This window comes from Variovorax sp. P4_B10 (assembly GCF_056402375.1).
In genome coordinates, this window is the sequence record NZ_JBFUHN010000095.1 from 1 (window position 1) to 22,938 (window position 22,938).

The window sequence follows — 22,938 nt, forward strand, 5'->3', positions numbered from 1 at the left end:
GTACCKTGCTCCGCGAATGTCCCCCGGCGCGGCCTAGGGCCGCAGGCCTCCTCCTTTATTTCGCTGCGCAAGGCACCCCATCGGCGTGATCGCTCAGAGCACTGGTTGATCGGCCACAAACCAGCGGCGTGCCCTCGTGCACAGGGCACCGGGTGCTCCCCGCAGCGAAATAAAGGAGCGAAGCGGGGGACATTCGCGGAGGGGAGTACCCGGTGGCCTGTGCACGCGCCCTGAACAACAGCGCCCCCGCACCACGCCGCGCAACTCAACAGGCATCCGCATCGCCCCGAATGGATCGTGAGCAAGCGCCAAACACCGACCGAGCCGAACCCCTCGGCGGGCACGACCGCCCCGACCGCGAGACAATCGTTTCCGTGAGTTCCCAGCCCCCGTCAACGCCCCCGATCCGCCGCATCGCCCACCTCGACATGGACGCCTTCTACGCGTCGGTCGAGCTGCTGCGCTATCCCCAGCTCAAGGGCCTGCCGGTGGTGATCGGCGGCGGACGGCGCAGCGTCGACGAGGCCATCCGCAACCTGCCCGAAGGCGGCACGCTGGCCGACATTCCGGTCGGCGCCTTTCCGCGGCTGAAGGACTATGCGGGCCGCGGCGTGATCACCACCGCCACCTACCCGGCACGCCAGTTCGGCATCGGCTCGGCCATGGGGCTCATGAAGGCCGCCAAGCTGTGCCCGCAGGCGCTGATCCTGCCGGTCGACTTCGACGAATACCGCCGCTTCTCGCGCGCCTTCAAGCAGGTGATCCTCGACATCGCGCCGCTGATGGAAGACCGCGGCGTGGACGAGGTGTACATCGACTTCACCGACGTGCCCGGCGGCCAGCGCGAGGGCGGGCGCGTGCTCGCGCGGCTGATCCAGAAATCCATCTTCGACGCCACCGGCCTCACCTGCTCGATCGGCGTTGCGCCCAACAAGCTCATCGCCAAGATGGCGAGCGAGTTCAACAAGCCCAATGGCATCTCGGTCGTCTACGAGGACGACCTGCAGACGCGCATCTGGCCACTGCCCTGCCGCAAGGTGAACGGCATCGGCCCCAAGGCCGACGAGAAGCTCAAGCGCTTCGGCATCGAGACTGTCGGCCAGCTCGCGGCGCGCGAGCGCGACTGGCTGATCGAAAACTTCGGCAAGGCCACCGGCGCCTGGATGCACGAGGTGTCATGGGGCCGCGACAACCGCCCGGTGGTGACCGAGAGCGAGCCCGTCTCGATGAGCCGCGAGACCACCTTCGACCGCGACCTGCACGCGGTGCGCGACCGCGCCGAGCTGGGCGCGATCTTCACCCACCTGTGCGAGAAGCTCGCCGAAGACCTGCAGCGCAAGGGCTACGTGGGCAAGACCATCGGCATCAAGCTGCGCTACGACGACTTCAGGATCGCCACGCGCGACCAGACCATCGACCGCTTCACCGACGACGGCAGGACCATCCGGCAGGTCGGCGGCCTGTGCCTGAAGCGCGTGCCGCTCGAACGGCCGCTGCGCCTGCTCGGCGTGCGCGTGGGCGCGCTGGCGAAGGCGGGCAGCCCCGAGGCGCTGACACCGGCTGCCGCGGGCGGGTCCCGCTCGGGCTCGACGGCGGAGCCGGCATCGACCACCGCGTCGCTCTTCTGACCGAAGCCGTGATGAAACGCTGGCTCCGGCGCATGGCACTCACGCTGCTGGGGCTCGTGCTGGCGGTGGGGCTGTATGTGGCCGTGGCCTGTGCGCTGGTGCTCTGGCCGGCCAATGCGAAGCCGGCCGCGGAAGCGCCCGCCGTCGAGGCCTGGGTGCTGAGCAACGGCGTGCACACCGACCTCGTGTTTCCGATCCGCTCGGCCACGATCGACTGGCTGCAGCTTTTTCCGCTCGCGGACTTCAGGGCCGTGCCGCCCGACGCCGAGTTCATCGCCATCGGCTGGGGCGACCGCGAGTTCTACCTGAACACACCCACCTGGGGCGACCTGACGGCCGCACGCGCCTTCGGTGCGCTGTCGGGCGGCAACCGCGCGCTGATGCATGTGAGCTACCTGCGGCGCACACAATTGCGAACCGGTGCCTACAGGCTGCCGCTTTCGCATGCGCAGTACGTGCAGCTCGCAGACTACGTGCGCGCCTCTCTGCCTTCGGGCCGCGCGACGCCGATTGCGGGCGCGCACTACGGCAACGACGATGCCTTCTACGAAGCCGAAGGCGGCTACCACCTCTTCGAGACCTGCAACACCTGGACCGGCCGCGGCCTGCGGCAGGCAGGCGTCACCGTGAGCCGCTGGACGCCGTTCGATTTCAACGTGGTGTGGCACCTGGAGCCGGCAACGCCCTGAGCGTCGCCGGTCAATCAGTCCAGCCCGTCGAAGTCTGCGTCGTCCGGCCCGATGTGCGCGGGCGAGCGCCAGCCCGCATCGCGCATCGAGCGCGCCACCTGGTGCTCCACGCCCATCAGCACTGCGAACAGCGCCATGCGCACCGGGATGCCGTTGTCCGTCTGGCGGAAGATCGCCAGCCGCGGATCGTGGTTGAGGTCGATGCTCAGGTCGTTCGCGCCCGGGCGCGCGTCGCGCGGCAGCGGATGCATCAGGATGGTGTCGGGCTTGCAGACCGTGTCCACCAGCGCCTTGCGGACCTGGAACTCGGGCGTGTAGCCCTCGATCTCCTCGCCCGCGAAGCGCTCCTTCTGGATGCGGGTGGCATAGACCACGTCCGCGCCGCGCAGGCCCTCTTCGAGCGACTGCGTCTGCTCGATCACATGGCCGTTGCGCGCCACCAGCTCCAGCAGGTAGGCCGGCATCTCCAGCGACGGCGGCGCGATGAGCGTGAACTTCAGCCCGCGGTAGAGCGACAGCAGCCGGATCAGCGAATGCACGGTGCGGCCGTACTTCAGGTCGCCGACCATCGCCACATGCGTGCCGTCGACCAGCTTGCCCATGCGCGAGAACTCGCGCTGGATGGTGTACAGGTCGAGGATGGCCTGGCTCGGATGTTCGCCCGGCCCGTCGCCGGCGTTGATGACCGGGATGTTGGTGGCCCGCGCGAACTCGGCCACCGAGCCCTGCTCGGGATGGCGCACCACCAGCGCATCGACATACCCGCTCATGACGCGGCTGGTGTCGTAGATCGACTCGCCCTTGGCCATCGACGAGAAGGTGAAGCCCGTGGTGTCGCACACCGTGCCGCCGAGCCGGCAGAAGGCCGCGCCGAAACTCACGCGGGTGCGGGTGCTGGCCTCGAAGAAGAGGCTGCCGAGCACCGCGCCCTCGAGCACGCGCGTGACCTTCTGGCGCCGCGCGATGGGCTGCATGACGTCGGCGACCTGGAACAGGCCCTCGAGGCTGTCGCGGTCGAACTGCGCGACCGACAGCAGGTGCGGCCGGCCCTCGGCCGCGATGCGCTGCCCGAGCGGACGGCCGTCGGCACCGGCCGTCGTTTGCGCCTCGCGCTGCAGGATCTCGGCGACGAACTTGCCCACCATCTCCGGCATGGCCCGCGACTCGCCCGAGTCGGCCGGCAGCAGCCAGGTGTCGAGCGCCCGGCGGCGGACACCCAGCCGTTCGGAGAACGCGTCGCGGGTGAGGTTGAGGCGGCGCATGGCGTCGCGCAGGATGTCTTGTTGCTGGCTCATGGGCCATAAATATACGCCATGCGTAGATTACTTTCTCAAAAATCTGCGCTATGCGTACATTTCAACGCCCCAGCATCCCTCCCCACTGCCACAGGGCAAATCCGGCCAGGAACACGCCCGACAGGTGGTTGATCCTCTTTCTCCACGTCGCGTCGAACCGGTGGCGCCAGTGGCCGACACCGAATGACAGGGTGAGCCACCAGGCCGAGGAGCCGATCAGGACACCCGCGATCATCGGGATGGGGGACAGCGCCTGTGTGCCTGCGCCGGCCATCGATGCGAAGACGGCAATGAACGACAGGATGGCGGCCGGGTTGGAGAGCGTCAGCACGAAGGTGCCCGCGAAGCAGCGCATCAGCTCCGCGCGAGACGGTAACGGCGCAGCATCCGTGGCGAGCGGCTGGCTGAAGATGCGCCATGCCATCCACAACAGCATCGCACCGCCCACCAACGCCAGCCACACGCGCGCGCCCACCAGCCAGCCGATGACCTGTGTGATCCCGAAGGCCCCGATGGCGCCGTAGATCGCGTCGGCAAACGCTGCGCCAAGGCCCGTCGCCAGACCGGCGGCCATGCCCTGGTCCAGCGTGCGCTTGATGGTCAGCAAGCCGATCGGGCCAACCGGTGCGGCAATCAGGAGCCCCACCGCCAGCGCCTTGAAAAAGAGAGTCAGTGCATCTGTGTTCATGAGGCAAATGCTAGGTTTCTGCCCCGGTTTGCTGAATACCGGAATTCAGGCAAATGGCCCGATTCTCGAGAAATAATCAGGGCAGATCGGCCCCGAAGGAGAAATATGAAAACAGCCCCACCACTCGATGACAAGGCGTGGCGCCTGATCCAGGCCCTGCAGGCCGACGGCCGTCAGTCGCTCAAGGTGCTGGCCCAGGCAGCAGGTCTTTCACTGCCCGCGACCGCAGAGCGGCTCAAGCGCCTGGAGGAAGCTGGCGTGATCGGAGGCGTCCATGCCGAGGTGCCTCCAGCGGCGGTGGGCTACGCCGTGCGGGCCATCATCGGCATCAACGTGTCGCAACCGGGCAAGAAGAAGCTCATCCACAAGCTCACGACGATGCCGGAAGTGCTGGAGTGCCACCACGTGAGCGGTGCCGACTCCTACATGATGACCGTCGTTGCCATCGATCTGCCGCACCTGGAAGACCTGATCGCGTCGATCAACGTGTACGGGGAAACGCGCACGTCCATCGTTTTCTCGACACCGGTGCCGCGCCGCGGTGTGGCGATGCCCGCCCTGTAGAGGCAACCCGCGTCATTCGGCACGCGCTCGACGCGGCTCTCAGGGCTTCGGCACGCCGCCCTGCCATTGCGGCCAGTTCGTCACGATGTGGTCGACCACCCGGGTACCCACGAGCGCGATGTTCTCCACCGTCTCGGCAAAGCCGCCGGCAGTCTCGCCCGGCGCCGGATCGAGGTGCTGCAGCGTGGTTTCCTTCGGGCTGCCCTGGTCGAAGTTGACCGCGCCGCGCAGGCTCATCACGCGGTCGGTGCCGTGGGTGCGCTTGATCACGAGAGTGATCGCGGCGGCTTCCATCTCGGTGATGACGTAGTCGTCGGCACCGTACAGCTTCGCGATGTACTGCGCCTGCTTCGACATGCCCGGGCCGTGGAAGAAGGTGTCGCCGGTCATGTGGGTGCCGGTGCCGACGAAGGGGGCACGGCGGGCCGCGGCGTCGGCGTAGCGCAGGCGGTATTTGCGGGCCGACTCCGAATCCTTGAGCGGCGTGTCGGCCGAGAGCTTCATTGCCCAGCCCACGAGATCGGGGTTGAGCCTGAAGCGGCGGTATTCCTCGTAGCCCTTGCGCGGCATGAAGGTGGGCTCGCCGGCCTTGTTCTCCTCGGGCGCCCAGCGGTGGCCGAGGTCGTAGTCGACGAGCCAGGTGGCCCAGCTCACTTCGCCGATGGTGCCGCGCGCGGGCGGCGTGCCGGCCACACCCGAGATCACGTAGTAGGCCTGCGAGAAATCGAATTGCGGGTTCAGCAGGATGGCCTGCATCGACGACGACGAGTTGACCTTGCCCATGCCGAGCACCGCGCCGCACACGCCGTCGGTGTTGCAGTACACGGGTTGCAGCGCGCCGGGCACGGCCATCGGCTTGGCGCCCTTCCAGTAGCGCTCGTACCAGTGCTGGAACTCACCGGCGCGGTCGCCGGTGTTCTGGCCAATCTCGAACATGGCGGCGACGAACACCTTGACCTTGACGGGCGCGGCGATCGAACGCGCGTCCGGAGCAGACGAGGTGGAGGCACAGGCCGTGGCGAGCAATGCCGCGCCGCACAGCGCCGACCAGCGGGCGCAAAGGAAGGACCAGCGAGAGAACATGATTTTGAAACCGCAGAAGACAGACAGGGGGAGGAGAGAGGCACCAACAGCTTGCGGCGTCCTACACCGGGCGATTGTCGGTGCTGGCACAAGCGGATGCATCCCCCGGATGCAAACCTCATGCCGGCCGCCACCTCGCCTATCTCCGAATCGCCTGTCGAACCGCCCGCCAGGGCGCCCTCCAGGCCCACGCCCATCGCCAACGGCCTGGTCTACGTGAACCCTGACATGCCAGGCATCAGCCGCCTGAAGCACGGCGAGCATTTCCGCTACCGCGACGCCAAGGGCCGGTGGCTGCGCGACGTGGACGAGATCTCCCGCATCCGCATGCTGGCCATTCCACCGGCCTACACGCAGGTGTGGATCTGCCCCCTGCCCAACGGCCACCTGCAGGCCACCGGCATCGACGCGCGGGGGCGCAAGCAGTACCGCTACCACGCCGACTGGCGCGTGATGAAGGACGAGACCAAGTTCAACCGGCTCGAAGCCTTCGCCTTCGCCCTGCCGCGCATCCGCGCTCGCGTGGCGCGCGACCTGCAGCCCGAAAAGGGACGGAAGACGCCCGGCCGCAGCCAGGTGCTGGCCGCGCTGATTCGGCTGCTCGACACCACGCTGCTGCGCGTCGGCAACGAGGAGTACGCGAACAGCAACGGCTCCTTCGGCCTCACCACGCTGCGCAACCGGCATGCCGCCGTGCGCGGCGCGGCGCTGCAGCTGCGCTTTCGCGGCAAGGGCGGCGTGATGCACGAGGCGCGGCTCGACGACCCGCGCGTCGCCAAGGTGGTGCGCCAATGCCAGCAACTGCCGGGCCAGTCGCTCTTCCAGTACACCGATGAAGACGGCGAGCTGCGCGGTGTTTCCTCCACCGACGTCAACGACTACATCGCCGAAGCCGCCCAGGGCGAACGCTTCACCGCCAAGGACTTCCGCACCTGGCACGGCACGGTGCAGGCGCTGGAACTCACGCGCCTCGCCTGCGAGCCCGGCCGCACCGCCTTCGACGGCAGCCGCTATGGCGCCAAGGACATCCTCGCGGCCGTCGCCAGGCAGTTGGGCAACACGCCGGCGGTCTGCAAGAAGGCCTACGTGCACCCGGCCGTGCTGGCGCTGGGCAGCGCGCTCGCGGACGACGACGAAGATGCGGCCTCCGCCCTGTTCGAGAAGATCGCGGGCCGCGCCGCAGCCGGGCCCTCGCGCGGGCTGTATGCGGCGGAGCGGCGGCTGCTGGCCTTCCTGCGCGCGCACCGGCAGGAGCAGGCGCGCGCGCAGCGCGCCGAGAAAAACACCGGAAAGAGCTTCGCGCCTCAGCGCGCGGCCAGCGCGAAGCGCACGCTGTCGCGTTCCAGCACGATGGCGTAGCCCATGTCCTCGGCGAGGTTCTGGAGCGCGATCGCGTCGATGGCCAGCGCGCGCGGCGCGCGGTGCGCATCGAGCACCGGGTTCGCGCCGCCGGGCTCGCGCGGCAAGGCGACCAGGCGCAGTGCATCGGCGCCGTCCGGCTCGACCCGGATCGTGCCGGCCTCGGCCTCGCCGTCGTGCAGGTAGCCGAGCGCGCCCAGGAAAAGGTAGCGCAACGCGGCCGCGGCGGGCCAGTGTTGCTCGTCTTCCCGCGGCTCGGGCATGGCGTCGGCATCGAGCATCACGCCATGCAGGTCGAAGGCCGAGCGCATCAGGTTCACGCACTGCGTCACCAGCGCGCCGCGGGTGATGCCGTCGTCGGTGGTGGCCAATTCCCAGTCGCGCAGCGAGCGGATGGCTTGCACCAGCTCCAGCACCTGGTTGTCGATCAGCGCCACCCGCTCCTCGCAGGCCGGCGCATCGATGGGGGTCGCGCCGATCTGGCGCTTGAGCATCATCAGCGCCATGCGGATCACCGAGGTGGGTGCCGCCATGTCGTGCCGCAAGGCGGGCAAGGCGCGCGTGAGCAGTTCATGGCGCACGCCGGCGGCGATCCAACTGCGCGCTCCGGGCGACGCCTTCATCGTGCGGCCGCCGGGATCGGGGCGCAGCCTGCAAGGCGGGGGGCAGCGAGGGACACGGTCACGGCAATCTTCCTGAGACGGGAACAAGACAACGAGTATCGTGCCCGCCTCTGCCCCGACGTGTAGGAGCGTACCTACGGCTGCGGCGCTGCCGCTCAGGGCTTTCCGAGGTAGGTCCGGATGTCCTTCACCTCGACGCCGGCGGCGGCGACAGCCGAGCGCAGCTGCGCCTCGGTCACGCCCAGCGTCTGGGTCCAGTAGCGGACCTCGTGGGCTTCGTTGACATCGATACGGGTTGCATCCTGCGGTCCGCGCTTGCTCAGATCATCGACCATGGTGTGGATTCCTTGTTGGAGGCCTCGACGATGCAGCACCCGTGGGCGGTGGACTGGAGGACGGCAGCGCGCCTCCTTGCAGGAAAAGTCCGAGGGCGGCGGGATGGGTTGGAGATGTCCGGAAGCAGCGTGCCGGTGCGAAGCACGGCACCTATCTTCGGTCGCTCCTTCACTCCTTTGACGAAACCCAGCATGACACCCGAACAGAACAAGCGCGCCGTCTCCGAAGCATGGAAGGCTTTCGCGAGCCGCGACCCGCAACGCATCCGGGCCGCGTTCACCGAGGACGCCGAATGGCTCGCCCCCAAGGACAACGCCACCGGCGTGGCCCTCGGCTTCACGGACCACATGATCGGACCGGACACGATCGTGCGCTTCCTGGTCGAGGAGTTTCCGAAGCTGTTCGTGGCGGACGTCTCGGTGCAGTTCACCCACATGCACTGCGATGGCGACACCGTGATCCTCGAGGAGCGCATGCAGGCCACGCTCGCCAACGGCAGGCACTACGACAACGACTACTGCTTCATCTTCGAACTGCGCGAAGGCCGCATCGCCCGGATGCGCGAGTACATGGACACGCAGAAAGGCCGCCGCAGCATCATCGGCGACCTTCCGTCGGACCTCCGGGCTGCCGGGCCCGTGCCTGCAGTTCCCGCTTGAGCAGCTTGCCGTTGGCGGTGGCGGGCATGGCGTCGATCACTTCGATGCGGGCCGGCCGCTTGTAGGGCGAGAGGTGCTCGGCCAGGTGCGCGCGCAGCGCCGGTTCGTCCAGCACCGCATCGGGCTTCATCTCGACGAAGGCGACGATCTGCTCGTTGCCGTCGGGCTCCGGCACGCCGACCACCGCGCACAGATGCACGCCCTCGAAGCGGCCGATCACCGTCTCTATCTCTGCGGGGTAGACGTTGAACCCCGAGCGGATGATCATTTCCTTGAGCCGGCCGACCACGAACAGCGCACCGTCGGCATCGAAGCGCCCGAGGTCGCCGGTGGCGTACCAGCCGCCGGGGCGCATCACCTGGGCGGTGGCCGCCGCGTCGCGGAAGTAGCCGAGCATCAGGCCGGGGCCGCGCAGCCAGATCTCGCCTGTGTCGCCCGGTGCCGCATCCTCGCCATCGGCATTCACGATGCGGGCCTCGCCACCTTCGACTGCGTAGCCCGCCGCGGTGTCCGCGCGCGGCGCCTCGATGCGCGTGAGGAACACCGAGCCCGCGTACTCCGACAGGCCGTAGCCGTAGTGCAGCGGCAGGCCGAACAGGCGCTCGACGCGTTGCTTGAGCCCGAGGTCGAGCGGCGCGGAGCCGGTATAGACATAGCGCAGCTGCGGGAAGCGCGGCACGATGCGTTCCGCGTCGATGTGCGCCAGCAGGCGCGCATACATCGTCGGCGGCCCGAGCAGGTTCGACACCTGTTCGTGCGCCAGTGCCTGCAGCATGTCGGCCGGCGAGAAGGCGCCGCGCAGCACCAGCGACGCGCCGCCCGTGAGTGCCGCCATCAGCACCGTGCCGATGCCGAAGATATGGGTCATCGGCAGGAAGGCGTAGGCCCGGTCCCGCTCGTCGAGCGCTCGCACCGTCGCCGACACGCGCCCGAAATGCAGCAGGCCGCGGTGCGACACCATCACGCCCTTGGGCGTGCCGGAGGTGCCCGAAGTGAAGATGATCGCGGCCGTATCGGCCAGTGCGGCATCGGGTTCGGGACGGGCTTCGGCGCGCACGGCGGAATACATCACGCCCGGCAACGTCGCCGGCTCGGCCGCCGCACGTTGCGCATGCTGGCGCGCAGCCTCCGACGATCCGGTCGTGAAACAGCACAGGCGCGCGTCCGCACGCTCGACGATGGCCGCGATCTCGCCCGGCGACATGCGCGCATTGACGCCGCAGGACCAGGCGCCGACGCGGCTGCAGGCCATGAGCAGCGCGATGTGCGCGGCACAGTTCTCGGCCACCAGCACCACGCGGTCTGTAGCCCGCACGCCGGCGGCCAGCAGGTCTTGCGTGGCGACGTCGACCATCGCCTGCAGCGCCGCATACGTCGTGGTGCCCGCAGGTTCGAAAAGGAAAACGGCATCCGGCGTGCGAACCGCACGCTCTTCCAGCAGGCTGTGGATACGGCGCATCGGCTATTCCGCCTCGATGCCCTTGGACGCCGTCGCCCAGAGCCTGCGGTCGGACTGGCCCTTGGCCGCGAGCAGTTCGGCACTGCCCGACCAGACGTCGTAGCCCTGCTCGCGCAGCCGGTTCGCGATGTCTTCGCGCGCCAGCATCTTGCGGGCCGCGGCATTGATGCGCGCGACCAGCGCCGGGTCCATGCGCGCCGGACCGTAGAGGCCGAACCAGCCGCCCACGTCGTAGTCGGCCACGCCCGATTCGATCATCGTCGGCACATCGGGCAGCATGCGGTTGCGCTGGCGCGAAGTGACGGCCAGCGCGCGCAGCCGGCCCGACTGGATGAAGGGCCGCGAGGTCGCGATGATGTCGAACATCATCGGCACCGTGCCCGCCATCACGTCGGCGAGCGCGGGCGCGCTGCCCTTGTAGGGCACGTGCGTGAGCTGCACGCCAGTCATCTTCTCCAGCAGCGCGCCACACAGGTGGTTGGAGGCGCCGATACCGGCCGAGCCGTAGAACAGTTTGCCGGGCGTCGCCTTCGCATAGGCCAGCAGCTCTGCCACGTTGCGCACCGGCAGGTCCTTGTTGACCACGAGCACGTTGGTGTAGTCCACCAGCGGCGCGATGGGCGTCAGGTCCTTCATCGGGTCGAAGGGCATCTTGCGCTGCACGTTCGGGTTGATGGTGATGGTCGGGCTCGCGCCGAAGAACAGCATCGCACCGTCGGGCGGCGCCTTGGCGACCGCATCGCCGCCGAGCGATCCGCTCGCGCCGGGACGGTTGTCCACGATGACCTGCGTGCCGAGCTCCTGGCTCAACGCGGGCGCGAGCAGGCGCGCGGCGCCATCCACCGGCCCGCCGGCCGAATAGCCGACGACGAGCTTGATGAGCGAAGGCAGCGGCTGCTGCGCGAATGCGCGCAAGGGCAGCACGGACAGCAATGCGCTGCCCGCCAGCGCGGCCACGGCATGGCGCCGGGTGAGTTCGAGGGATTGCATGGGCGTTGTCTCCTGTTGTGTATTTCTTCGGCGGCTCGCATCGATCAAGCCGGCAGATCGAGCACCTGCCGCGCGAGGATGTTGCGCTGGATCTCGTTGGTGCCGCCGTAGATCATTGCGGCCGTCGAGCCGATCAGCGGGGACAGCACGTTGAAGGTCTGCCCGTCGAGCACCTGGTCGCCGGCGACCGCGCCCTGCTCTTCGCCCGCCTCGACCAGCAAGGCGCCGATGCGGTGGTAGGTCTCGCTGGCCCAGATCTTCAGCAATGAGACCGAGGCAGGCAGCGGCTTGCCGGCGCGCACGATGTCGGCGAAGCCGGTGTATGCGGCCGACAGGTCGAGCACGTCGAGCCGCAGGGCCGCGAAGCGCTGCGCGAACACCGGATCGGCAAAGAGACGCCGCGCCTGCGCCAGCCGCGCGAGCTGTCCCAGTGCGTACTGCGACTGCTTGGGGCTGCCGAGAAAGATGCGCTCGAAACCCAGCAGCGCCTTCGCGATGGTCCAGCCGCCATGCAGCTTGCCCACGAGGTTGCCGGCCGGCACGCGCACGTTGTCGAAGAACACCTCGCAGAACTCGGGCTCGCCTGCCAGCGTGTGGATCGGCCGGACCGTGATGCCCGGCGTGCGCAGGTCGCACAGCAGGAAGCTGATGCCCTCCTGCTTGCGCGCCTCCTTGTCGGTGCGCACCAGCATGAAGATGTGGTTGGCGTCCTGCGCCAGCGTGGTCCAGATCTTCTGGCCGTTGACGATGAAGTGATCGCCCTCGGCATCGCGCCCGGCCACGGCCTCGGTGCGCAGGCCCGCGAGGTCGGAGCCGGCGTTGGGCTCGGAGTAGCCCTGGCACCAGACGTTCTCGCCGCTCAGGATGCGCGGCAGAAAGCGCTGCTGCTGTTCGGGCGTGCCGTGCTGGATCAGGAGCGGCCCGATCATCACGATGCCCTGGTCGGGCGCGCGCGCCACGCCGTATTGCTCCAGTTCCTCGATCCAGGCGATCAGCTTGTCGGCCGGCAGGCCCATGCCGCCGTGCGCCTGGGGCCAGGCCGGGGCGATCCAGCCCTGCGCGGACAGCGTGAGGTACCAGTCGCGCACCTCGCTCCAGCGGGCGCGGTGCGAGAGATAGCGCAGCGCTTGCGGATAGCGCTGCTGCAGGAAGCCGCGCACCATGCGGCGGAACTCGGCCTCGGGCATGGCGGACCAGTCGGCGGTGCGGGGAAACTCGCCGGTCCATGCGTTGGTGCTCGCCGCGGCCTCGCCCTCTCCGGTGAGCAAGGCGTGCCGATGCTGATGCGCAGTGACATTGCCCAGCCAGGCCGAGAGGCACAGCACGCGCTTGTAGAACAGGCTGAGGTCGCACTCCTGCGTGTAGCCGATGGCGCCATGCAGTTGCACCGCCGAGCGCGAAGCCTGCAGCGCGGCGGCCGTGCAGCGCGCATTGACACGGCTTGCCTCGGCCTCGAGCCGGTCCGCCGACAATCCCTCGCCGGCCAGCGCCAACACCTCGTTCAGCGTGGCCTGCGCCACTTCGAGGTGGATGAACATGTCGACGCAACGATGCTGCAAGGCCTGGAAACTGCCGATGGGTTTGCCGAACTGCGAGCGGGTGCGCAGGTAGGCCATCGTCTGCGCCAGCATGGCCTGTCCCGCACCGAGCAGCTCGGCCGCCTGAAGAATCTGGCCAGCTGCGAGCGCATGGCGCAATGCATCTTGTGCTGCGGGCCCTTCGGCCAGCACGGCATCGGGCGGCAGCGCGACCTGCTCGAAGCGCAGGCTGGATGCCTGGCCGCCATCCACCAGCGGCACCAGTGTTTCGGTCACACCGTCCGTGCCGCGTGGCACCCACAGCAGCACCGCCTCGTCATCGCCACGCGCCGACACCAGCCAGCCACTGGCGGCAGCGCCGGGCAGCACCATGAGTTTTTCGCCCTGCAGCAGCACGCCGCCTGCATGGCCGGGGCGCCTCTCGCAGCCGCAGGCCAGCGGCACGGCGCTCAGGTCACCCGCACTCTCCTGCCAGGCCAACGCGGGCAGGCTGCGGCCCGCGACCAGTTCGGCGAGCAATGCGCGCGCACCCGGTGTGTCCAGCCGCGCCAGCAGCAGCGCACTGAGACCGGCCACGGCCAGCAGCGGCTCAGGCGCGGCATGCTCGCCGGCCGCCCGCAGGATTTCCGCGGCGCCGTCGAGCCCCAGCCCGAGGCCGCCTGAGGATTCGGGCGCCAGCATGCCGGTCCAGCCCAGCTCGGCGAGGGCATTCCAGCCCTGCGCCTCGTGGGCCTCGGGCTGCTCCATCAGGGCGCGGCGTCTTTGGGTGGCGCGGCTGCGCACGAAGTAGTCGAGCGCCGCTTCGCGCATGGCGGAAAGTGATTCGAGGTCCATCGCCGCAGCGTGACAGAAGCCCTCGCAGAACGGCATTTGCATTTGCCGAAGGGAGGGTTTCGCAATCACAGAGCGGCTTCGCGCGGGGAGGGCTAGATTCCACCCATGACAAAGATCAAGAAATCCCTGCACACCGACCTCGGCCACAGCACACCCGACAGGATCACCGTGCGCGGGCGCGACCTGCCCTCGGAAATCCTCGGCCACCTGAACCTCGGCGACATGGCCTTCCTAGAGCTCACGGGCCGCATCCCGACGCCGCAGGAATCCGTGACCTTCAACGCCATCGTCGTCACGCTGGTCGAGCACGGCATCACGCCGAGCGCGCTGGCTGCACGCCTGACCTATGCGGGCGCACCCGAGGCACTGCAGGCGGCCGTGGCCGCCGGCCTGTGCGGGCTGGGCACGGTGTTCGTGGGCAGCACCGAAGGCGCGGCGAAGATGCTGTACGAAGCAATTCCCTTTGGAGAGAAGCCGACGCGGCCGCTGGCCGAGATGGCGAAGGAGATCGTGGCCGGCCACCGCGCCCGCAAGCAGATCGTGCCGGGCCTCGGGCATCCGCTGCACAAGCCCATCGATCCGCGCACGCCGCGGCTGTTCCAGATCGCGGCAGAGAACGGGCTCTCCAGCCACTACGTCGCGCTGATGCAGGCGGTGCAGGAAGAGGCCGAGCGTGTCTCGGGCAAGTCGCTGCCGATCAATGCCACGGGCGCCATCGGCGCGATTGCTGCCGAGTTCGGCTTTCCGTGGAAGATCATCCGCGGCTTCGGCGTGATGGCGCGCGCCATCGGGCTCGTGGGCCACATCCTCGAGGAGATCGACGACCCGATGGCCATCGAGATCTGGCAGCGCGTAGAGAAAGAAGCCGGCGGCCCCCGCCAGGATTGAACGACGATGAACAACAACGACGCCCGCTTCCCCGACATCCGCGACGCCGTGCGCGACCTGTGCGCGCAGTTTCCCAACGAATACTTCCGCAAGATCGACGAAGCACGCGGCTACCCCGCCGAGTTTGTCGATGCCCTCACCAAGGCCGGCTGGATGGCCGCGCTGATCCCGCAGGAGTACGGCGGCTCGGGCCTCGGCCTCACCGAGGCGTCGGTCATCATGGAAGAAATCAACCGCTGCGGCGGCAACTCGGGCGCCTGCCATGGCCAGATGTACAACATGGGCACGCTGCTGCGCCACGGCAGCGAGGCACAGAAGCGCGACTATCTGCCGCGCATCGCCACCGGGGAACTGCGCCTGCAGTCGATGGGCGTGACCGAGCCCAGCACCGGCACAGACACCACGAAGATCAAGACCACGGCCGTGAAGAAGGGCGACCGCTACGTCATCAACGGCCAGAAGGTCTGGATCTCGCGCATCCAGCATTCGGACCTGATGATCTTGCTGGCACGCACCACACCGCTCGCGGACGTGAAGAAGAAGTCCGAAGGCATGTCGATCTTCATCGTCGACCTGCGCGAGGCCATCGGCAAGGGCATGACGGTACGGCCCATTCTCAACATGGTCAACCACGAGACCAACGAGCTGTTCTTCGAGAACCTCGAGATTCCCGCTGAGAACCTGATCGGCGTGGAGGGCCAGGGTTTCAAGTACATCCTCGACGGCCTCAACGCCGAGCGCACACTGATCGCGGCCGAATGCATCGGCGACGGCTACTGGTTCATCGACAAGGTGACGGCGTACACGAAAGAGCGCGTGGTGTTCGGCCGCCCCATCGGCCAGAACCAGGGCGTGCAGTTTCCGATCGCCGAGGCCTTCATCGAGATCGAAGCCGCCAACCTGATGCGCTACGAGGCCTGCCGCCTGTTCGATGCGCACCAACCCTGCGGCGCGCAGGCCAACATGGCGAAGTACCTCGCGGCCAAGGCGAGCTGGGAGGCGGCCAATGCCTGCCTGCAATTCCACGGCGGCTTCGGCTTTGCGTGCGAATACGACATCGAACGCAAGTTCCGCGAGACGCGGCTCTATCAGGTGGCGCCGATTTCGACCAACCTCATCCTGAGCTACGTCGCTGAACACATGCTCGGCCTGCCCCGCTCGTTCTGAAGGGACTGCATCTCATGACCTCTTCTTCGAATCATCCAAGCAAGGTGCTCGCCGCTTTCGCCGCCGACCTGAAGTTCGCGGACATTCCCGCCCCCGTGCTTCGCCGCACCGAAGACCTGATGCTCGACTGGCTGGGCTCGGTGCACGCGGCCCGCACGGCGCGGCCCGTGCGCAGCATCGAGCGCTTCGCGCAGATGATGGGGCCGGCCGATGGACCGAGCGAGATACTGACTTCGCGGCGCACCAGCTCGCCGGTGTTTGCGGCGCTCGTCAATGCAGCGGCCTCGCACTACGTGGAGCAGGACGATGTGCACAACGGCTCGGTGTTCCACCCCGCGGCCGTGGTCATCGCACCCGCACTCGCCGTGGCGCAGAGCATCGGTGCGAGCGGTGCACAGTTGCTGACCGCAGTGGTCGCAGGCTACGAGGTGGGCATTCGCGTCGGTGAATTCCTGGGGCGCTCGCACTACAAGACCTTCCACACCACCGCGACGGCGGGCACGCTGGCGGCTGCGGCCGCCGTGGGCCGTCTTTTGAATCTCACGCCGCAGCAGATGCTGCACGCCTTCGGCTCGGCCGGCACGCAATCCGCCGGTGTCTGGGAGTTCCTGCGCGATGCGGCGGATTCGAAGCAACTGCATTGCGCGCACGCCGCGGCAAGTGGCTTGATGTCGGCGTACCTCGCGCAAGACGGCTTCACCGGCGCAGCGAAGATCCTCGAAGGCGCGCAAGGCCTCGGTGTCGGCATGTCGAGCGACGCCGATCCGGCAAAGCTCACGGACGGCCTCGGCACCCGCTGGGCACTGGCCGAGACCTCGTTCAAATACCACGCCTCCTGCCGCCACACGCACCCCGCGGCCGATGCGCTGCTGCAGGTGATGACGCAGAACCAGCTGAAGCACGGCGATGTGAAACGCGTGACCGCGCATGTGCACCAGGGCGCCATCGATGTGCTCGGCCGCGTGAGCGTGCCGGCCACGGTGCACCAGGGCAAGTTCTCGATGGGCACGGTGCTGGGCCTGATCGCGGTGCACGGCCGCGCGGGCCTCGGCGAGTTCGACCACGACTTTCTCGCACCCGAGGTGGCGGCCTTGCGCGACAAGGTGACGATGCAACTCGATGCCGAAGTCGACGCCGCCTACCCCGCCCGCTGGATCGGCAAGGTCAGCGTCGAGACGGCCGACGGCCGCACGCTGCAAGGCCGCGTGGACGAGCCCAAGGGCGACCCGGGCAACACCCTGAGCCGCACCGAGATCGAAGACAAGATGCAGCGCCTGGCGCACTACGGCGAAGGCGCCACGGCCGACGAGGCGAAGGCCCTGTGCCAGCGCATCTGGCAACTGGCCGACGCACCGCGGGTGGAACGCTGGCTGCCCTGAGGACAGCGGCGCTAAGGCGCAACGAGATGATCGAACAGCTCGCGCGCCGACGCCGGCAACTGCTCGCGGTTGCGCGCAATGAGCTTGAGTTCTCGCTCCGCCCATGCATCGCTGAGTGCGACCGTCGAGATCCGCATGGCCATCGACAGCCGCTGCGCCGATGACGCCGGCAGCACGCCGATGCCCACGCCCGCTTCGATCATCAGGCAGATCGCCTCGAAGCTGCTGACCTGGATGCGCGGGTTGAAGCCCCGGCCGGCCAGCTCGGCACGGCGCTGCAGGAAGCGATGGATGGCGCTGCCATGGTGCAGGCCCACGTGCTGCTCGTCGAGCGTGTCGGCAAAGGCCACCGAGGGCGCTCCCGCGAGATGGTGCGTGACGGGAACCACCAGCACGAGCTGGTTGCGGCCGAAGGGGCGCGCGTCGAATTCGCCGGTGTGCACGTCGCCGGCCAGGATGCCGATGTCGGCCTCGCCGTCGGCCACCGCGCGCACGATCTCCTCGCTCAGGTATTCGCGCAGGTCCACCTGCACGGCCGGATGCTGCGTGAGAAAGCCGGCCAGCTTCTGCGGCAGGTACTCGGTGATCGAGGTGGTGTTGGCGAACACGCGCACATGGCCCTTGATGCCCTTGCCGAAGTCCTGCATGTCGCAGCGCAGGTGCTCCATCTGCTGCATCACGCGCTTGGCGTGATAGAGCACCGCCTGCCCCGCCGCCGTGAGGCTCACGCCCTGCGCGCTGCGGTGCAGCAGCTTGCCGCCCACGGCCTCCTCCATCTGCTTGATGCGGGTGGAGGCGGCGGCCAGCGAGATGCAGGCCTTCTCGGCGCCGCGCGTGAGGCTGCGCGCGTCCGCCACGTAGACGAACAGTTTCAGGTCGAACAGGTCGAAATGCAGGTTCACCGGGCAGGCACGAAGGAAGCGGGAGGAACCTGCATTGTCCGGCGAATGGCGCTGCGCGCGCCCTTCTCAGGGTTTGACCTCAGACAGGATCCCAGCTGAACACGTCCGCCGAGCGGTCCAGCGGATAGAAGCTGGCGCGCATCGCGGGCATGGCGTGCTCGGCAATGCTCTGCGGCGTCCAGCCCTCGGAGCGGTGGACGGAGCGCACCGGCCGCGGCTGGCTGATGAGCGAGATCTCGTTGTTGCGCACCGAGAAGATCTGGCCGTTGACCGCGCTGGCCGCATCGCTGGCGAGGTACACCGCGAGCGGCGCGACCTTGGCCGGCGTCATCTGCTTGATCTTGTCGACGCGGGCGCGCTGCTCGTCGGTGTCGGTGGGAATGGCGCCGATCATGCGGCTCCAGGCAAAGGGCGCGATGCAGTTGGAGCGCACGTTGAACTTGAGCATGTCGAGCGCCATCGACTTCGAGAGCGCCACGATGCCGAGCTTGGCGGCCGCGTAATTGGCCTGCCCGAAGTTGCCGATAAGGCCCGAGGTCGAGGTCATGTGCACCATCGCGCCCGAATTCTGTTCCTTGAAATGCGTCGCTGCGGCCCGGCTCACGTAGTAGGCGCCGTAGAGATGCACCTTGAGCACGGCATCCCACTCGTCGACCGACATCTTGTGGAAGAAGCGGTCGCGCAGGATGCCGGCGTTGTTGACGACCGCATCGATGCGGCCGAAGCTTTCGACGGCGCATTCGACGATGCGCGCGGCGCTCGCGGCATCGGCCACGCTGTCGGTGCTGGGCACGGCCTCGCCGCCCGCGGCGCGGATCTCGTCGACCACCTGCTGCGCCGGCCCCGCACTGCCGCCCGCGCCGTCGAGCGCCGCGCCGATGTCGTTGACCACCACCTTCGCGCCGTTCTTCGCCATGGCCAGCGCGATGTCGCGCCCGATGCCGCCGCCCGCGCCAGTGACGACGACCACTTTTCCTTCAACCATTTTTGTCTCTGCTCCGGATGTTCGACCGCGGGTTCGCGATGTCGACCCAGAATGCCACAGGGGGCGGGAAGCGGGTTTCTGATTTCCGAAGAGGGGCTTCGGCCCCAAGGCACCGGTGCGCCGTCAGTCCTGCCCGGCGCCGCCGCTCAACCCTGCATGACGTGCCGCTGCCTCGGCGACGTCGCCGGGCGCGTCCAGCAAGGGGCCACCCAGGAACGCCGCCAGCACATCGTTGCTGGCGGCCTGGCTCCGGGCCGGACCGCGCGATCCGCCGATCCATGCGGCCAGCACGAAACGCGCGGGCGCCGACAGGTACAGCGGCACGTCCGTGAAGCTGTAGTGGTTGGCCTCGGCGATCTGGTAGCGGTAGCCGCCCGCGCGCAGGTGGTACACGAGGGCGAGGTTGCCTTGCAGATAGTGCTGCGAATGCCGGGTCTCGCGGTGGTCGCTTTCCAGCAGCAGGAACGGGACCGGCATCGGGTCGGTGGCCGCACGGCCGTACAGGGTGCCGTCGAGGTTGGCGACGGCGCGGATGCGCGCATCGCCCATGGCCGCCTCGACCGCGCTGGCGCCGCCGAAGGAATGGCCGATGGCGGCGATACGCTGCGGATCGAGCCGCTCTGACAGGCGCGGACCGAACGCGCCGGGACGGCCGATCCGGTCGACGACGTAGTGCAAGTCCGCCGCCCGCAGGGCCTGCTGTGCGCTCATGTAGCGCGAGCGGTCCGGATCGTCCGGCAGGAAGCGCTGGGCCGGTGTCGCCAGGCGGCCGTCGGCCAGTTCCACGACCGGCGCTTCGTAGGGATGGTCCAGCGCGAGCACGACGAAACCACGGCTGGCCAGGTCGCCCAGCAGGCCGGAGTAGAACGCACGCGACGCGCCGTAGCCCGGCGAGAACAGCACCACCGGCCAGCGGGTTCGTTGCGTGGCGACCGGTGCGTCGGCGCGGGCATGGGTGTCGATGCGGTCGTAGCGCCGCATCACCAGGCCGGGTATCAGCGACACCCAGGACGGCAATCTTCGGAGGCCATCGATGTAGCGCGACCCAGCGCCTTCACCAGCCACCGCTGGATACCAGGCCTGCACCACGACGTTGCGGCGATCGTTCGGGTCGTCGGTCGCGGCTTCGTCGCGTTCGGGGTCGATCCACCGGAACACCTGGCTGCCGACCGGATACGGGCCGCTCGGCGCGGGCAGTTCCGGCACTGGCACGAAGCTCCATGCCAGCAACGCCACTGCGGCGAGCCCTGCAATGCCACCGCGCCCCAGCCATGCGAGCGCGCGCCGCGGCGGCGCCCGGCTACGCCTCCACGCCAGCACCACCAGTCCCGCCAGCAGCACGTAGATGGCTACGTACTGCCAGTAGAAGCCCTCGTGCCAGAGTTGAACGAGGCAGGCGATCACCAACGCCGCCAACACGGCAGTGATGGCGCGCGCATCGACCCGCCTCGTCACTGCCGCGGCCAGGGCCAGGCCGACCGCGATCACGACGATGGCGCCGTCCAGAACCGACATCGCGCCTCAGCCGTACCTGGCCAGCATGCCGAGGTTCTCGGCCAGTGCGGACTGGAAATGCTCGCGCTGCGAGGGCACCCACATCGGTGGATCGAACGCGGCGACGATGCGATGGCTCTCGATGCGGATCGTGCCGGCCAGCGGCTCGCGCACGGCGAAGCTGTCGCCCTGCAGGTCCGCCTGAAATCCCAACGCCTCGCCCTGCTGCTTCAGTTGTGCCTTGAGCACTTCCTGCAGCGCGGCTGGGCGTCCGGCGTGCGGTATGGATATCTCGATGGGTCGCAGGTCCGGCAGCGGCAGCGGCAGCAGCACCGCGGCAGTGACCTTCGACGGCCCACCCGCATCCGGAAAACGCAACTTCGCAGCAGCATCGAGCACCAGCGCGCGCGCCGCGGCGACCTCGTCGTTGGCCTCATGGCCGCTCTGCGCGGTCACGAAGTTGTCGGTCAACACATCGACCGACGCCACGCTGCCGTCCGCACCCACCGCGAGGCGGAAGGTCATCACGCCCTGCACGTCCTTGTAGGGCTTGACCGGTTCGGCAAGGTCGCGGTGAAACTCGAACACGACCTTGCGCGCCGCGGCAGCGTCGAGCGCACCCGTCACCACCGGCGAGGTGGCGCGCAGATGGCCGACCAGCGCGATGCGCGCTTCCAGCGGGTCCATGCTGCCCTGGATGGTCGGCGTGCCGTGCACGATGCGGTCGTCGAACAGCAGCAACTGGTTGAACTCCGCCGGCACCAGTTCGTACAGCGTCTCACCCTGCACGTGGTGCTTCTTGTAGCTCGGCACGCCGTCGCGCATCAGCAGGGTTTCGCCGCCGGAGAACTTGCGGGTCTGCCAGCGCGTGAGCGAGTAGACGAAGCCCCAGGTGCCGTTCTGGAAATCGCTGTGCAGGCCCAGCGTGCAGCCGTTGACCATCAGGTGCAGGTTCGGCGCGCCGGTCGGAAGCTGGCCGAGGTGGTCGATGCACCACTGCTTCAGATGTTGGGTGAAGCGCCCGTACAGTGCCTCGGGGAACACCTGCTGCGGCACCGTGCGCAGGTAGGTGTACATCTGCGGTTCGCAGAAGTACTGCCATTGCACGGTCTGCCTGTACGCGTTCTTCACCTTGTCGTCGTAGGCCGTGCGCAGGGCCTCGGCCTCGGGGAAGAAGTCGCTCGCGACGTGCTGGCGCTTGATCATGCCGGCACCATCGCGGCGTGGTCGCGCATGTCGCCCAGCGCGACACGGATCTGGCGGTTGCCGCTGTACGGCAGGCGCCCATGGGCCATCAGCAGGTTGTTGACCAGCAGCACGTCGTGGGTCTGGGTCTCGATGCGGATCGCGCACTCGGTCAGCACCCGGTCGATGGTGCGCACCCACTCGGTCGGGATCGGGCTGCCGTCGCCGAAGAACACCGTGCGCGGAAACTGGTCGCGCCTGAAGTGCTTGCTCAGCAGGCTGTGGACTTCGTTCGGCAGCGCGTCGGGATGGTGCAACAGGACCTGGTTGAACCAGGCCTCGGTGTCGCGTTCGGGAATCCGCAACAGGGCGTGGGTGCGGTAGGACACGGTGACGTCGTTCTCCGAGCTCGCGTCGATCTCGTGCCCGGTCGACGCGATCTTGTCGCGCAGTTCCTGCAGGCTGCCGACCTTGAAAAACTGCTCCCACGAGGCATCCAGGCCGCGGATGAAGCGGCGCCGGTAGACCAGGCCCAGTTCGCGGAACCGTTCGAGCATCTCCGCCGGCAGGCGTTCGATCACCCGGCGTCCGTCCGACAGGGTCCACTCGCCGCCTTCCGACGCCGGTTCCAGGCAGAAGAACAACTGGCGCGACGGCCAGGTCTGGGTGTGCGACGCCTCGTTGTGGAACCGGATCTCCAGGTGCTTGGGGTACGGCGTGGCGAAATAGACGTTCTCGCTGGCGCTGGCCAGCGGCAGGTCGCCGTAGTGCCTGTAGAGCGCGTCGCAGGCCGAAGCGGCGGAGGCCTCGAAACCGTCGAGGCCGCCGACGTCGAAACCACGGAACAGGACATGGCCGTCGTCCCACAGCGCTTCGTCGATGCGGTCGCGGTGTCGGCGGATCCAGGGCGCGAGCGGTTCGCGCGAGGTGGAGGTGATTTGCATGGGTTCGTTCGCACCTTTTCAGTGATTCATTTCGCATTCGAGACCGGGGGCTTTTCTTCGGGGCGCTGTTGTTCAGGGCGTGTGCACAGGACACCGGGTACTCCCCTCCGCGAATGTCCCCCGCTTCGCTCCTCCTTTATTTCGCTGCGGGGAGCACCCGGTGCCCTGTGCACGATGAGCGCTGCTCTCGTGCTGGCCGATCAACCGCTGCGCTGAGCGATCACGCTGGCGGTGTGCTCTGCGCAGCGA

At 68.2% G+C, this 22,938-nt stretch carries 21 protein-coding genes; 8 read left to right on the top strand and 13 right to left on the bottom strand.

Annotated features, from left to right (window positions below; genetic code table 11):
* Positions 1-428: 428 nt before the first annotated feature.
* Entirely contained in the window at positions 429-1,628 is a 1,200-nt protein-coding gene (gene dinB, locus AC1DXX_RS29290) for a DNA polymerase IV (protein WP_478137733.1), read from the top strand.
* A gap of 11 nt (positions 1,629-1,639) precedes the next feature.
* Complete coding sequence (locus AC1DXX_RS29295) at positions 1,640-2,317, top strand: TIGR02117 family protein (protein WP_478137713.1); 678 nt, start codon at positions 1,640-1,642, stop codon at positions 2,315-2,317.
* A 14-nt stretch (positions 2,318-2,331) separates the two neighbouring features.
* On the opposite strand, the gene AC1DXX_RS29300 is transcribed toward AC1DXX_RS29295, so the two are convergent.
* Together AC1DXX_RS29300 and AC1DXX_RS29305 are read right to left on the bottom strand one after the other, a co-directional pair.
* The gene (locus tag AC1DXX_RS29300; RefSeq protein WP_478137714.1) at positions 2,332-3,612 is read right to left on the bottom strand and encodes an aspartate carbamoyltransferase; all 1,281 of its coding nucleotides are present in this window, start codon (positions 3,610-3,612) and stop codon (positions 2,332-2,334) included.
* 61 nt (positions 3,613-3,673) lie between these two features.
* Positions 3,674-4,300 carry a LysE family translocator gene (locus AC1DXX_RS29305; RefSeq protein WP_478137715.1) on the bottom strand — a complete coding sequence of 209 codons (627 nt, stop codon included), beginning with the start codon at positions 4,298-4,300 and terminating at the stop codon, positions 3,674-3,676.
* Positions 4,301-4,405: 105 nt separating this feature from the next.
* Between AC1DXX_RS29305 and AC1DXX_RS29310 the strand changes: the two genes are divergently transcribed.
* Positions 4,406-4,864: an Lrp/AsnC family transcriptional regulator gene (locus AC1DXX_RS29310; protein WP_478137716.1), complete on the top strand. Its 459-nt coding sequence runs from the start codon at positions 4,406-4,408 to the stop codon at positions 4,862-4,864.
* A 39-nt stretch (positions 4,865-4,903) separates the two neighbouring features.
* On the opposite strand, the gene AC1DXX_RS29315 is transcribed toward AC1DXX_RS29310, so the two are convergent.
* Positions 4,904-5,947 (bottom strand): purine-nucleoside phosphorylase, encoded by a 1,044-nt coding sequence (locus AC1DXX_RS29315; RefSeq protein WP_478137717.1) that lies wholly within the window; start codon positions 5,945-5,947, stop codon positions 4,904-4,906.
* Between the two features lie 120 nt (positions 5,948-6,067).
* On the opposite strand from AC1DXX_RS29315, the gene AC1DXX_RS29320 reads away from it, so the two are divergent.
* The gene (locus AC1DXX_RS29320; RefSeq protein ID WP_478137718.1) at positions 6,068-7,306 is read left to right on the top strand and encodes a DNA topoisomerase IB; all 1,239 of its coding nucleotides are present in this window, start codon (positions 6,068-6,070) and stop codon (positions 7,304-7,306) included.
* Here the strand turns inward: AC1DXX_RS29320 and AC1DXX_RS29325 are convergent.
* Positions 7,252-7,929 (bottom strand): hypothetical protein, encoded by a 678-nt coding sequence (locus AC1DXX_RS29325; protein ID WP_478137719.1) that lies wholly within the window; start codon positions 7,927-7,929, stop codon positions 7,252-7,254. The two genes, AC1DXX_RS29320 and AC1DXX_RS29325, sit on opposite strands and share 55 nt — an antisense overlap.
* A 155-nt stretch (positions 7,930-8,084) precedes the next feature.
* Positions 8,085-8,264, bottom strand: coding sequence for a DUF3606 domain-containing protein (locus tag AC1DXX_RS29330; RefSeq protein ID WP_478137720.1), 180 nt, complete (start codon positions 8,262-8,264; stop codon positions 8,085-8,087).
* Between the two features lie 192 nt (positions 8,265-8,456).
* On the opposite strand from AC1DXX_RS29330, the gene AC1DXX_RS29335 reads away from it, so the two are divergent.
* Entirely contained in the window at positions 8,457-8,924 is a 468-nt protein-coding gene (locus tag AC1DXX_RS29335) for a nuclear transport factor 2 family protein (RefSeq protein WP_478137721.1), read from the top strand.
* Here AC1DXX_RS29335 and AC1DXX_RS29340 read toward each other — a convergent pair.
* The 3 genes from AC1DXX_RS29340 to AC1DXX_RS29350 are packed head-to-tail and all read right to left on the bottom strand — an operon-like array spanning position 8,863 to position 13,745.
* Positions 8,863-10,383, bottom strand: coding sequence for a class I adenylate-forming enzyme family protein (locus AC1DXX_RS29340; protein ID WP_478137722.1), 1,521 nt, complete (start codon positions 10,381-10,383; stop codon positions 8,863-8,865). The genes AC1DXX_RS29335 and AC1DXX_RS29340 overlap by 62 nt on opposite strands.
* A gap of 3 nt (positions 10,384-10,386) precedes the next feature.
* Entirely contained in the window at positions 10,387-11,373 is a 987-nt protein-coding gene (locus AC1DXX_RS29345; protein ID WP_478137723.1) for a Bug family tripartite tricarboxylate transporter substrate binding protein, read from the bottom strand.
* A 44-nt stretch (positions 11,374-11,417) separates the two neighbouring features.
* A complete protein-coding gene (locus tag AC1DXX_RS29350; RefSeq protein WP_478137724.1) occupies positions 11,418-13,745 on the bottom strand; it encodes an acyl-CoA dehydrogenase in 2,328 nt (775 codons plus the stop codon).
* Positions 13,746-13,850: 105 nt separating this feature from the next.
* Between AC1DXX_RS29350 and AC1DXX_RS29355 the strand changes: the two genes are divergently transcribed.
* Genes AC1DXX_RS29355 through AC1DXX_RS29365 form a run of 3 tightly spaced genes read left to right on the top strand, consistent with a single transcriptional unit; the run spans position 13,851 to position 17,179 of the window.
* Positions 13,851-14,633: a citryl-CoA lyase gene (locus AC1DXX_RS29355; RefSeq protein ID WP_478137725.1), complete on the top strand. Its 783-nt coding sequence runs from the start codon at positions 13,851-13,853 to the stop codon at positions 14,631-14,633.
* Between the two features lie 6 nt (positions 14,634-14,639).
* On the top strand, positions 14,640-15,800 hold the full coding sequence (locus AC1DXX_RS29360; protein WP_478137726.1) for an acyl-CoA dehydrogenase family protein: 1,161 nt from the start codon (positions 14,640-14,642) through the stop codon (positions 15,798-15,800).
* Positions 15,801-15,814: 14 nt separating this feature from the next.
* Positions 15,815-17,179: an MmgE/PrpD family protein gene (locus AC1DXX_RS29365; RefSeq protein WP_478137727.1), complete on the top strand. Its 1,365-nt coding sequence runs from the start codon at positions 15,815-15,817 to the stop codon at positions 17,177-17,179.
* Between the two features lie 11 nt (positions 17,180-17,190).
* Here AC1DXX_RS29365 and AC1DXX_RS29370 read toward each other — a convergent pair whose 3' ends face one another.
* The 5 genes from AC1DXX_RS29370 to AC1DXX_RS29390 form a co-directional block, all read right to left on the bottom strand.
* Entirely contained in the window at positions 17,191-18,081 is an 891-nt protein-coding gene (locus AC1DXX_RS29370) for a LysR family transcriptional regulator (protein WP_478137728.1), read from the bottom strand.
* A 79-nt stretch (positions 18,082-18,160) separates the two neighbouring features.
* A complete protein-coding gene (locus AC1DXX_RS29375; RefSeq protein WP_478137729.1) occupies positions 18,161-19,066 on the bottom strand; it encodes an SDR family NAD(P)-dependent oxidoreductase in 906 nt (301 codons plus the stop codon).
* Between the two features lie 123 nt (positions 19,067-19,189).
* Positions 19,190-20,581, bottom strand: a complete 1,392-nt coding sequence (locus AC1DXX_RS29380) for an alpha/beta hydrolase family protein (RefSeq protein ID WP_478137730.1) — start codon at positions 20,579-20,581, stop codon at positions 19,190-19,192.
* Between the two features lie 6 nt (positions 20,582-20,587).
* Positions 20,588-21,766, bottom strand: a complete 1,179-nt coding sequence (locus AC1DXX_RS29385) for a hypothetical protein (protein ID WP_478137731.1) — start codon at positions 21,764-21,766, stop codon at positions 20,588-20,590.
* On the bottom strand, positions 21,763-22,689 hold the full coding sequence (locus tag AC1DXX_RS29390; RefSeq protein WP_478137732.1) for a TauD/TfdA family dioxygenase: 927 nt from the start codon (positions 22,687-22,689) through the stop codon (positions 21,763-21,765). The genes AC1DXX_RS29385 and AC1DXX_RS29390 overlap by 4 nt, the downstream gene beginning before the upstream one ends.
* Positions 22,690-22,938 lie beyond the last annotated feature (249 nt).